The organism is Effusibacillus sp. SKA8 (genome assembly GCF_058273125.1).
Genome location: NZ_JBZCSF010000005.1, coordinates 26,555 through 37,717 on the forward strand (window position 1 = coordinate 26,555; position 11,163 = coordinate 37,717).

Below are 11,163 nucleotides of genomic sequence, written 5' to 3' on the forward strand. Positions count from 1 at the left end.
GGCTTCCCCCTGTTTCACGGCAATCTGCTTACCGGCTGATCACTTCAAAGATTTCCGTTACGCCGTCCGCAAGAGGTGCTCTGTGCGGACGATGGACCTTCGCGTGTTCCAGGCTTTCCACCCAGTTTTTGTGATCCTCTTCCGATTCCCATTCCGTCATGAGAACGTATTCCGGAATCTCTCCGGTGACGGACTTCAACAGTCTGAAGGAGACGAAACCCCGCGCCTGATCCACCAATTTCGGACGTTGCAGGAAACTTTTTTCAAAAACGGACGCCCGTTCTTTCGGTACCCGGATGCGAAAAGTTGCAACGATCATCCGCCCGTCCCCCCAGGTTCATTGATGTGAAAGTCGCCCGTCAGGCTGATTTCCTCGTCCGTCAAGTAGCAGCGGGGATCGGGCGCCCACAAATCGTTGTAATAAGCATCGGCTCTCGCTCTGGAATTTCCGCCGCACACGGAAAGCCATCTGCAGCGGCTGCAGCGGCCGGTCACGTGGGCTTCGGGATAGCTCAGCCGGGCGAACAGTTCCGACTCCGCCAAAATCCCGGCAAGGGGCTGCTCTTTGACGTTGCCGAAACTGTACTGCGGCAAAAACATGCTCGGATGAACGTTTCCCGCGTGGTCAATGCTGACGAGTTTCGGTCCGCCGTCGCCCATCTTTACGACCCTGCCTGCATCCTTCGCAAACAGCAAACGATAGGCTTCCGGCGCCCAAGCGGGGTTGTCGCGTGCGATTTTGAAGTAAAAATACGGAGCGTCGCAATAATTGCCGGCGGTCAAAACCTGAAAATGAGGGTGTGTTTTTGCAAGCTGTTTCGTTTTTTCGTAGATATAATCAAGCGCTTTTTTGGTTTGTTCAAAGGGCAGGTCTTCGCCGGACAGGTCTTTTCCCCGACCGGAGTAAATCAAATGGAAAATATTGATGCGACTGACTCCTTCCGCGATCGCCAAATCGAATATTTTCGGCAAATCGCCGATCGTGTGCCTGGTCATGGTGAAACGCAAGCCTACCGGCATTCCCTCGGCCACAAGATTGCGAATTCCCTTTAACGCGTTGTCAAAGGCGGTTTTGCCGCCCCGGAAAAAATTGTCCGTCTCGCCAATCCCGTCCAGACTGACACCGACGTACCTGAATCCGGCGGCTTTTGCTTCCCGTGCTTTTTCGGCGGAAAACAGCGTGCCGTTTGAACTGATCACCGGCCGGATTCCCTTCCGGTTGGCGTACTCACCAAGCGCAAACAAATCTTTCCGCAATAGCGGCTCGCCGCCGGAAAACACCAGCACCGGGATTCCCATTTCCGCCAGATGATCGATCAAATCCCTGGCCTGTTGATGCGTAAGTTCTCCGGACAGCGGTTCCTTGACCGCCCCGTAGTAGCAATGCATGCAAGCAAGATTGCATTGACCGGTTGTATTCCATTCCACCAGCGGAACCAGGTCAGGTTTTCCGGCGGGATGGGGTTTGCGTGCCTTCCGGTTCGCAGCGGTTTCGTATTTCAGTTCGGGGGGTCTGTTATCGATTCCAGCCACCAATCTCGTCACGTCGATCATAAGAGGTACCCCCTGTAACTGAAAAAGTTGCCCGACGGTTTGACACCCACATTTTCAATCGTGGTCCGGATGAAAACTCCGTCCGGATCGCGGTCGTACAAAGCCCGGATGTCAAGTGCAGTCACTGTGCCTTCCCCCATGCCGGCGACAAAACACTTTGCCCCGTCATGGGTCACCTGCGGATGCATCGGCTTATTGCCGACCGCAATGCGGCGGACCGCCTTTCGGGTTTTCGTATCCACTATCGTGACAAAATCGGTTTTATAAGCGTCGACAATGACATAGCGGCCGTCTTTCGTCGCATCGACAAACCCTTGCGGCGTGCCGATATCGATCATGGCGAGCAAGGCTTGTTCCACCGGTTTCCCGCTTTCCCTTCCCGCGAGTAGTTTCCCCACATCGATCACAGCCAACGTGTTTTCCTTGCGGGAAGGGATGAAGCACTGGACGGAACCGTCGGTCAGTACAAATTTACCGCCGTGGGGGTTGAATCCGCACGGGACGTTTCCAATCACACGGTTGCCGAGTGTGTCGATGAAAGTCGCGTACCGTTCAGCCGCATTGTTAACCTGAAGGACTTGCAGTTCTTTGCTGTACACGAGATCGTGCGGTTCCCTGCCTGTCGGAATCTCCTGTTTGACCGTAAAAGGGGGGCGGCATTCGATCCTCGCGATTTTATGTTCGCCGGTAACCGCCACCCAGAGATCGTTTTTGGCATCCACAACAAGCCCGCCGCATTTTCCGAGAGGGACTTCTGCGATCCGTTTCAGTTGCGGGGTCTCTCCCCACCCGGTGTCGAACACTGTGATGCCGGCCATTTTTTTGCCGGGCAACTCCCCGTAACTCCCTGCAAACAGGTATCTCCCGTCCCGGCTTAACGCGACGCCGACGCTTCCTTTCGGCAAGCCCCTTTCCGTATAAACCGTCTCAAGTGTTTCCATGTCCACCACTTCCATTGAGGAACTGGCGATAAACGACAAGTAAGCCCAGCGCCCATTGGGATGAAAAGTCGCTTTATGCGGATAATCTCCCGTTCCGACCCGCTTGATCAAGGTTTCCCGTGTTGTATCGATCACGGCAAAGCCGGTATCGCCGGCGTTTTTGACAAACATCAGGGGGCCGACCCGGCCTGCAACGGTGATGGCAGATCTGGACATCTCTCATGACCTCCGGTTTCACATTCCCTTGCCGCCATGTAATTTTTAAACGCCCGGCTCTTCCAGTCGGACACCGACGTTAAAGATGCCGGTCGGCGTTTCGGTTCCGGTGATGGTGGTGATTTCCTCCAGCGTTTTTGCATCGTATACCTTGACGGCTTTGCCTTCCCACAGGGAAACATAAACTGCGGAGCCGTCGCGGTTGAATTCCGGGTGAACCGAGACGGGTCCCGCTTTGATGATTCCGTCTTTTGCGGCGCCTTTCGTCACCGGTTCCAAAGTGTCCTTGTCAAAAACCACAACATCCTCCCGGTTGTCGGAACCGTCTTTCCCTTTAAACACAACGTCTGCCCAGACGTATTGACTGTTCGGATGCGAGCGGATAAACAAGCCGGGACCCGGGGTCTTGATTTCTTTTACAACCTTCCAAGTCTTTGTATCCCAGATCGTAATCACGCCGTCGCCGATAGACGGGGTTGCGGCAAGCCAGCGTCCGTCTTTGGTTTTCCAGATTGCGCCGGGACCCGGATGCGGTTTTTCTCCCGTCGGAATCTTGGCCGTCAGCTTGCCCTCCGTGATGTCGATGACGGCAACATGGTTGTCCGCTTGGGAAGCGATCATGAAATATTTGCCGTCTTCCGTCTCGAACCCATCGTGCAGGATGCGTCCCACATTGGGAATGTCCGCCACAATCGGGAACGTGTTATTTCCGTTCTTATCGGTTGCCGACCAGTCGATCAGCCAAACGTGTCCGGCTTCTTTCAACGCGGCGACAAAGTACGGCTTTGCCGGCGTATCGAGCAGCGCCGCCGCCCTGGAATTCACCATATTTCCGTCCGGATCGACCCCGTAAGTCGGAATTACTTTGGCGGGTTCCAAAGTATCCGCGTTTAAAATCATGATACTCCCCGGCAAATAATTGCTTACAGCCACCCATTTGCCGTCGTCCGAAACCGCCACACCGCGGGAATCAAGGCCTACCCGCACTTTGCGAACGACTTTCAGGCTGTACAAATCGTCTTTGTATAACCATCCGTCCCGGCCGATCCCGTACATGTAGCGGGGGTTTTTCGGGTTAAAGCTGACGGTGTGCGTTCTGTAGGAAGCGGGGATGTGACCGATCGCCTTGTGGTTTTTGCCGTCCATGACAAAATATTTTTGGGTTTCGCGCTCCATGGCGACCATCAGTTCTTTCGGATCGACATCGTATTTCTCCGGTTTTTCGGGCAGGGTTTTTTCATCGTTTTCGACCGTCAGGCTTTTCTTGGCGTCTTCAAGGGTCCACTTCACTCCCGAATTGTCGACGGGAGCCTTGAGGTATTCCGCCAGTGAACTGATTATCTCCGGGCTTAATTGGTTTTTGTAACCTATCATGGAGGTTCCTGGCCGGCCGTCGCTAATGGTTTTGATCAGGTCCTCTTTGGAGAGTTTTTCCAGCTTGTCAGGGGTCAAGGCCGGCCCCAAAGCGCCTTGACGGGTCGGGCCGTGACAACCGCTGCACGTGTCCATAAAGACTTTTGCCACTTGCTGTTCGACAGACCCGCTGCCATTGGCTGCCGGCTGCGGTTTCGGACTGGATGACGGAACTGACGCGGAATTCGTGCATCCACCCAAAAGGGCGACCGCTGTCAGAAGCGACACAGCCAGCAGACACGCTTTTTTCTTCCGAAAAAAGGCCATCTCGCATTCTCCTTTCCCGTATTGAATTTTTTGGACCTTCCCGTTTTCCTGATGGGCGGCGATTGTTTTTCTGCGGACTTCACCTCCTTGTCTTGGCTGGAAATCGATTTTTTGAAAACAATTGCTGGAGATCAATCGGCGTTTCCTGGACGTGTTTGAGAAAGATTGCCAGTTCTACCTCCTTTTTATGACAGGGGCAAGATCAGCACTGTGACAAAATTCACTGGATTGGAAACGTTCATAAAGCTGCCACTTCGTTTGGATTGACAGACATTTTGCGAATCGATCCCATTTCCAAATAAATAAATTCTTATTTTTCTTCGTTTTCAAAAAAATAACGGGGCAACCGTCTAATCCGGTGCCCCGCAAAGTGAGGATATTTTTAATTGCGCCTCCCGCACGCCTTGCAGCTTCCGCCGCCATCGCTTTCTGTCTGTTTGTGGACTTTTTCCATCGCTTCGGCAAACGACAGCACGGCCCCGCCAAAGCCCCTGACAAATCCTTCCGCATAGTCCTTTCTTTCAAAGATGAGAACCTGCGGTTGACAACAATGGATATCGACTTTTGTGTCCATGACAAACCACGCCAGTGGCGCGCTGACGGTTGTGTGAGAAAAGAAATCGTAACAAATCGCCTGGATCACCCGGTCCTTCAACTGCCGGTGACGCAGCAGGCCGCAATGGCCGCAGCAGGCGCACTCGACCCTGTTGTTGGGCAGGATCAGCCGGTACGCCAGTCTGTCATCGATTTTGCGATAACAAAATACGCACACATTGCTGTCCGCCCCGTTTACAGGCTCCTTCCGCACAAGAGCGATTCCGCCAAAAGTCTTCATCACAATCCCTTTTTCCACCAATGGCCTGATATCCCGATGGATGGTCATCTCCGATACACCGAGCAATTCGCTCAGTTCGGAAATTTTCAGGTTGTGCCGGGACTGAATCAACTCTTTTATTCTTTCCTGCCGTTCCTGGGGAAGCATATTTTTTCACCCGTCCGTTATTTTCGGCGCATTGCGGCAAACCGCAATCACTCCACCCGATGACAGTTTATATTTTTTCCGCCGCAGGTTCAATAGTTTCCGCCGCCTGTGTTTTCGCCGCCTGATAGGGTTTAAGATAGGCATCCCGCACCTCGTGCCGGAGCCAGCCCATAGCCCCCGCCACCAGGATCAACAACGCCAAGGCGCCGCGCAGCAGGGATACCGATTCCTTTTTCTTGTACAGGTACAGGGTGACGATCAGCCCGATCGCCAGCAAAAGCGCAACAGACAGCAGAACAGTCTGCAAAGCGGACCCTCCCAGGAATCCCTGCCGCACCTGCCCCTTTAAGCTGAAAAACAGAATCGGCCCGGCAACAACCTGCAAAGTGGTAAAAAGAAACGCCACCTGTTTCCCGAAATCGATCAGCATTCTCGAATCTTCGGCATTGTGATCCGCCCGTTTGCTCCGTCTGTTCCCCAACAATACCAGATATAACCCCATGATTGCCAGAGTGGCAAACAGAAAATGCAGATACCTTTGCCATACGGTGGGATAATGGAAGGAGGCGGCAAAAATGCTTTGCCCTTCCACCCAGAGTTCAGGCTGCAGCATCGCGGAGATATTGGTCAGAAACACCAGGGGAACGTAGAGCAAAAGCAGTGTCCCGCTCACGCCAAAAAACAGGTGCAATCCTTTTTTCCCCATCCAGCGATCCCAAGTAAATTTATAGACATAAAGCAGCAGGAACGCGATTGTGATAATCACAATCAGCATCAGCCACGCTTTCCCCACCAGGATCGTGGACACGTAGAAAAATCTTGTATAGATTACGCTTACAATCAACAGGGGCGCCACCCCGAGAACAACAGCCAGACTTTTGTGGGTGGAGGTCTGTACGGACAATTCCCTGGCCAGACGATCATACTGTTCTTTCCCCGTCCGCATTCCCCGCCACTCGTTGAAAACAGCCAATATTCCGCCGGCCACGGTCAAATTGACAAATACAATATGCAGGATGAAACTGACAACGAGCAGAACTTTAAAAAATCCAACATCGCCCGGAATGGCAAGCTCCAACTCCCCGGGAACCGGTATCGACTGCGCTGTTATCACGTTCAATCACTTCCCCTCTCCTGCCAGTTCGCCTTGTGAACCTTTTGACGCTTTTGCAAGGTATTCGGCCAATGCTTTGCGCTCTTCATCCGTACCGGCAAAAGGCGGCATGAAATAACGCGCGTCATGAAGGTTTTTGATATAACTGTCCAACTGTTCCGCGTTCCAGTTTTGAATCCGGTTGGCAAAAGCCCGTTTGCTTCTCCATCCGTCAATGGTGTGGCAAGCCGTACACTGCGCTTTAAACAGAGCTTTCCCCGCCTCGTCCATGTTTTCGGCCGTCACTTCCTTTACGCCCAGCCATTTGGAGTTGGCCAGAAACCCTTCTTTTTGGAATTGTTCCACTTGATTGACCCGGATTCCGTTTGCATACATGTAATCGTAAATTACATACGGTTTGCGGATCGTTTCCCGCACCATTTCAAATTCTCCGATCAGTCCGATTGAAACGAACGCCACGAGAGCGCTTGCCACAAACGGGATTTTTTGCGGCCGGCTAACCAGCCAGATCGCCATGATCAGCATGATGACAAGAGCCGAGAAATTGATGACCTGGAACCAGAGTTCTTTGCCCTGCAGACCGGAAGCCCAGACAATGAGGTTCAACGCTTTTTCCGGCAGGTTCGACACATACCAGGCGCCAAACGGCAGCATAAAGCAAATCGAAACGAGCATCCACTTGCCGAAATCTTTCAAAACGGCGGATTTTACAGATTCATCCACGGCAAATTTTTTGATGAACGGAGTAAACAACGCTACCGCCAGTGCAATTGCCACAAAGGTACGGAACAAGAGCGACGGCAGCCACGTCGGATTTGCCACTGCATCCCAGAAGGAACGGGTTTCAATCCATTGTCCGGGCGTCAACATGGCGGCCAATACGGCCGTGATGATGGCCATCGTCAACCAAGAGGCGACCGACAAGGCAATCCCTGTCCGGATATGCCATATTTTCTTGCGCCCCGTCCATTTGTCCCATGTATAAAAATACAGCAACAACAAAGACACTTCCGTGACAAACACGATCCATTCCGTAAACCAGGCCCAGAAAAAGACGCGAAGCAGCGACCCGATCGCATAGGGCTGGATCACAGTGGTCGAAAACCAGATCCCCACCCCTGTCAACGCTCCGGCAGTAGTGGTGATGATTAAAATCCACTTGCTCATTTTGCGGGCAACCTGATCCAAGCCCGGTTTATTGCGTTTCCAGCCTTTGTATTCCAATGCTACCATCAGGACCGATCCGCCGATGGCAAATGCATGGTTGATTACCACATGAAGTATGGCAATGATTGCAACCACGGTTCCCGAACCCAGCCAGGGGAATTCCACGCTTGGAAATTCCATAAGTTTCTCCTCCTATTCCGTTACTCTTGTTGCGGATAGAATCGATTTTTCCACTCACTCCAACTGGTTATTGGGCCATCAAGAACCCCCACCTCCCGAATGATGGATTTTGATTGAATATAACAAACAAAAACACCAAATACACCTTTATGATAAACGAATTCTTGCAAATTCAATGTTACAAATTAACGATTTGGATTTTACAAATCGCTGAAATTAAAGTTGCAAATTCCTGATCGCTCCGTTGCAAGCCGGTGACAACGGTGTGGCAAAATATTGAACAAAACGATAAAAATCGACAAAAAAGGAGCCGTTTTAAACGGCCCCTCACCTGAACCGGAGTTTACCTCCACCAGATTCTGTCTCCCCTTTTTTGCTGCTGTACCATCGTTCCGAGTTGTTCCGCCACGTCCATGACGAGTTCGATCTCTTCATTCCGAAAAAAACGGGTATATCGACAGCCGACCAGCAAGACTCCCATAACCTCGTTATGATTCATAACGGGAACGGCAACGACCGATTTTAAACTTTCCGACAAGACAATCGGGTCTTTCTGCAGGTCTTCCCCCGTTTGGGGCGAAAAGAAATCCAATACCACCGGCCGCCCGGAATCCACCACCCGGCCGGCAATCCCTTCGCCCAAGCGCAAGACAATCCGCTTATGCCGGTTGTTCAAATTGCCGGAAACATATTTCCAGCGAATCAGAGGTTCGCCGCATCCGACTAAAGCCAAGGCGCAGTAGTCGGCGATAATCAAACGCCTGAGTTCGCTCAGGCTCACCTCGATATTTACATGCAGAGCTTCCATCGGTTATGCCCCCATGCCGGTCAAGTGCTTGAACCCAAAAGATGCAAAAAGGCCTACCGAAATTGGAGGATGACGGGTAAGCCTTTTTGCGGTGTATATTCAAAAAACCACACACGCTCACTATATCAGGGAAGCCGGCAGCAGGGAATGCCCCATCCGGGCTATTTTGGATTTTATTTTTTCTGAATCCACCCCTGTTCGTACGCATAGCTTGTCAGTTGAACGCGGTTCTCCAGGTGAAGCTTTTGCATGATGTTTTTCAAATGGTTTTTCACGGTGTTTTCCGAAATATTGAGTCCTTCCGCAATTTCCCGGTTCGTATGTCCCGTGGCCACCCACTCTAAGATTTCCTGTTCGCGGGCGGACAGCGGGGTCTTTTTCTGGACGGCGCGTTCCCGCTGGCTGAATTCGTTCAGCAGGCGCACCGCCAATTCCCGCGACATCGGCGCCTCATCGACAGCCACCGCTTTCAGGTAGTCGATCCAGGCGGAGGGGTCGAGGTTTTTCAGCAAATACCCCTGCGCGCCTTTTTTCAACGCTTCAAACAAGTCGGCAATGTCGTCCGAAACTGTGATCATCACAATCTTGACATACGGGTACCGCTCTTTGATCAACTTTGTCGCTTCCAGTCCGTTCATGACCGGCATGTTAATGTCCATCAAAATCAGATCCGGCATCAATTGTTCCGTCAGTTCGTACGCCTGCAGCCCGTTCTGCGCTTCCCCGACGATCTCGAATTCCGGATCGCTGTCTACAATTTCGCGGATTCCCTCTCTGGCATGCGTGTGATCATCCGCGATCAACACCCGAAAAGGCCCTTTCATCGGCGATTCTCCTTCCTGATTGTAATCCGTGTCAACCCGCCGCTCCGCTCAATTTGGAAATGCCAGCCCATTTCTTCCGCGCGTTCCCGCATCATGCGAAGACCAAACCGGTCGGGATGGCGAAAAGGGTCCCCGTCAAATCCCCGGCCGTTGTCTTCCACCGTCAGACGCCAGCCGTTTTTTTCCGGAACCAAACGGATGCTTACATGCTGCGCCTGCGCGTGTTTGCGGACGTTCATCAGAGCTTCCCGCAGACAGGCGAAGATCTCGATTTTATCCTTCGGGGACAGCGCCTTTTCCTCCAGTTCCCACCACGACGAGACCTTTACGCCGGTATCCTTCTCAAACTCGGAGAGCAACCCCTTCACCGTTTCGCTCCAAGCGGAGGAAGCCGCCGGCGAAGGAGGATAGCGCAAATTGGAAATCGCCTGCCTCACGTCGTCGTGAACGCGCCGGATCGTCTCCTTCAGCCCTTGGAAACTCTCGTTTTTTAAAGCGGGGTTTTCTCCTTCCATTTTGTGCATTTTGACCGACAGCAAAAAAAGGGACTGCGCGATTCCGTCATGCAGTTGACGGGCGATTCTCTCCCTTTCCAGCAGGATTGCCTTGTCGGCCCGCTCCCGGTTGAGTTCCTCTTGCATCGTTTCCATCCGCGCAAACAATCTCATCGTCAGCAATAAAGTAACGGCCAACACAACGAAAGCCGACAAATAGTTGCCCGCCTCCATCGACAGATACGGATACAAATATTCATGCCGGATAAATTCCCACAATTCGATCGTCAACATCGGGACAATGATGATCAACCACTTGATCTGCCTGTAGGACATGCCTTCACCCCCCTTTGTCTACTCCTATCATAGCCCATAGTTTCACGCGAAAAATAGCCCCGGAGACAAAAATGGCCCTTGTGGGCCATTCAAAAAAACCTATAATCCCGATACATTTATTTATATTATCGTGCGACAAATATAAACCACCACGCACTCAAAAGGAGGACACTTCCGTGGAACTGAAAAAAACAGCAGCCGTACTTCTGACTGCCGGATCGTTATTGGTCTTTGCCGGCACCGCCAGCGCGCACGTCACCATCTGGCCGAAAGAAACGAAAGCGGACTCTTATGAACGATATACCGTTCGTGTGCCCGTTGAAAAAGAAATCAATACGACCAAAGTCCGTTTGGAATTCCCAGCGGGCGTTAAAGTCGGAAACGTGCTTCCCGTACCCGGCTGGAACTACGAATTTGAAAAAGATGCGGACGGCCGCTTGAAAGCGATTACCTGGATCGCAACCAACGGCGGCATTCGGCCAAACGAATTTATCGAATTCGGCCTTTCCGCCAAAAATCCGAAAGATCCCGGCACGCTTGTCTGGAAAGCTTACCAGACCTATACGGACGGTTCGGTCGTGGAATGGACGGGCGATCCTCAATCCAACACCCCGGCTCCCGTCATTACGGTGAAAGAGGCCTCCAGCGCCGACACCGGCAACAACCACAACCACGGGCAAGACGAAAAGAAAGAAACCACGGCGGAACCCAAGAAAGTAGCAAACTCTCCCGCCGCCAACAATACATGGTCCCTGATCCTCTCCGGAGCGGCTTTGTTGCTGGCTTTGATCAGTCTGTTTCGGAAGAAAGCGCAATAAACCAGCTAAGACAGATGGATCTCGCCCCGTAAATAGGGCGAGATCCACT

General features: G+C 52.2%; 11 protein-coding genes. 1 reads left to right on the plus strand and 10 read right to left on the minus strand.

Translation table 11 applies throughout. The annotated features are described in order from the left end of the window. Positions 1 to 28 precede the first annotated feature (28 nt). The 10 genes from AC4ED1_RS05785 to AC4ED1_RS05830 form a co-directional block, all read right to left on the minus strand. Positions 29 to 319, minus strand: coding sequence for an antibiotic biosynthesis monooxygenase family protein (locus AC4ED1_RS05785; RefSeq protein WP_490936607.1), 291 nt, complete (start codon positions 317 to 319; stop codon positions 29 to 31). Beyond that, positions 316 to 1,554, minus strand: coding sequence for a radical SAM protein (locus AC4ED1_RS05790; protein ID WP_490936609.1), 1,239 nt, complete (start codon positions 1,552 to 1,554; stop codon positions 316 to 318). The genes AC4ED1_RS05785 and AC4ED1_RS05790 overlap by 4 nt, the downstream gene beginning before the upstream one ends. Then, positions 1,551 to 2,711 carry a hypothetical protein gene (locus tag AC4ED1_RS05795; RefSeq protein ID WP_490936611.1) on the minus strand — a complete coding sequence of 387 codons (1,161 nt, stop codon included), beginning with the start codon at positions 2,709 to 2,711 and terminating at the stop codon, positions 1,551 to 1,553. The genes AC4ED1_RS05790 and AC4ED1_RS05795 overlap by 4 nt, the downstream gene beginning before the upstream one ends. Positions 2,712 to 2,756: 45 nt before the next feature. After that, positions 2,757 to 4,391, minus strand: coding sequence for a cytochrome D1 domain-containing protein (locus AC4ED1_RS05800; RefSeq protein ID WP_490936613.1), 1,635 nt, complete (start codon positions 4,389 to 4,391; stop codon positions 2,757 to 2,759). Between the two features lie 382 nt (positions 4,392 to 4,773). Continuing rightward, the gene (locus AC4ED1_RS05805) at positions 4,774 to 5,373 is read right to left on the minus strand and encodes a DeoR family transcriptional regulator (RefSeq protein WP_490936615.1); all 600 of its coding nucleotides are present in this window, start codon (positions 5,371 to 5,373) and stop codon (positions 4,774 to 4,776) included. 67 nt (positions 5,374 to 5,440) lie between these two features. Continuing rightward, complete coding sequence (locus AC4ED1_RS05810; protein WP_490936617.1) at positions 5,441 to 6,493, minus strand: cytochrome ubiquinol oxidase subunit I; 1,053 nt, start codon at positions 6,491 to 6,493, stop codon at positions 5,441 to 5,443. Further along, positions 6,494 to 7,834, minus strand: a complete 1,341-nt coding sequence (locus tag AC4ED1_RS05815; RefSeq protein ID WP_490936619.1) for a c-type cytochrome — start codon at positions 7,832 to 7,834, stop codon at positions 6,494 to 6,496. Between the two features lie 343 nt (positions 7,835 to 8,177). Continuing rightward, positions 8,178 to 8,642 carry a GAF domain-containing protein gene (locus AC4ED1_RS05820; protein WP_490936621.1) on the minus strand — a complete coding sequence of 155 codons (465 nt, stop codon included), beginning with the start codon at positions 8,640 to 8,642 and terminating at the stop codon, positions 8,178 to 8,180. A gap of 173 nt (positions 8,643 to 8,815) precedes the next feature. Beyond that, positions 8,816 to 9,466, minus strand: a complete 651-nt coding sequence (locus tag AC4ED1_RS05825) for a response regulator (RefSeq protein WP_490936623.1) — start codon at positions 9,464 to 9,466, stop codon at positions 8,816 to 8,818. Beyond that, a complete protein-coding gene (locus AC4ED1_RS05830) occupies positions 9,463 to 10,296 on the minus strand; it encodes a sensor histidine kinase (protein ID WP_490936625.1) in 834 nt (277 codons plus the stop codon). Before AC4ED1_RS05830 ends, AC4ED1_RS05825 begins: the two co-directional genes overlap by 4 nt. Positions 10,297 to 10,472: 176 nt before the next feature. On the opposite strand from AC4ED1_RS05830, the gene AC4ED1_RS05835 reads away from it, so the two are divergent. After that, entirely contained in the window at positions 10,473 to 11,114 is a 642-nt protein-coding gene (locus AC4ED1_RS05835; protein WP_490936627.1) for a YcnI family copper-binding membrane protein, read from the plus strand. Positions 11,115 to 11,163 lie beyond the last annotated feature (49 nt).

Bases quoted from the DNA above. Each gene is read 5' to 3' on its own strand.
- AC4ED1_RS05785 (WP_490936607.1), bottom strand. From the start codon at position 319: ATGATCGTTGCAACTTTTCGCATCCGGGTACCGAAAGAACGGGCGTCC.
- AC4ED1_RS05790 (WP_490936609.1), bottom strand. From the start codon at position 1,554: ATGATCGACGTGACGAGATTGGTGGCTGGAATCGATAACAGACCCCCC.
- AC4ED1_RS05795 (WP_490936611.1), bottom strand. From the start codon at position 2,711: ATGTCCAGATCTGCCATCACCGTTGCAGGCCGGGTCGGCCCCCTGATG.
- AC4ED1_RS05800 (WP_490936613.1), bottom strand. From the start codon at position 4,391: ATGGCCTTTTTTCGGAAGAAAAAAGCGTGTCTGCTGGCTGTGTCGCTT.
- AC4ED1_RS05805 (WP_490936615.1), bottom strand. From the start codon at position 5,373: ATGCTTCCCCAGGAACGGCAGGAAAGAATAAAAGAGTTGATTCAGTCC.
- AC4ED1_RS05815 (WP_490936619.1), bottom strand. From the start codon at position 7,834: ATGGAATTTCCAAGCGTGGAATTCCCCTGGCTGGGTTCGGGAACCGTG.
- AC4ED1_RS05820 (WP_490936621.1), bottom strand. From the start codon at position 8,642: ATGGAAGCTCTGCATGTAAATATCGAGGTGAGCCTGAGCGAACTCAGG.
- AC4ED1_RS05825 (WP_490936623.1), bottom strand. From the start codon at position 9,466: ATGAAAGGGCCTTTTCGGGTGTTGATCGCGGATGATCACACGCATGCC.
- AC4ED1_RS05830 (WP_490936625.1), bottom strand. From the start codon at position 10,296: ATGTCCTACAGGCAGATCAAGTGGTTGATCATCATTGTCCCGATGTTG.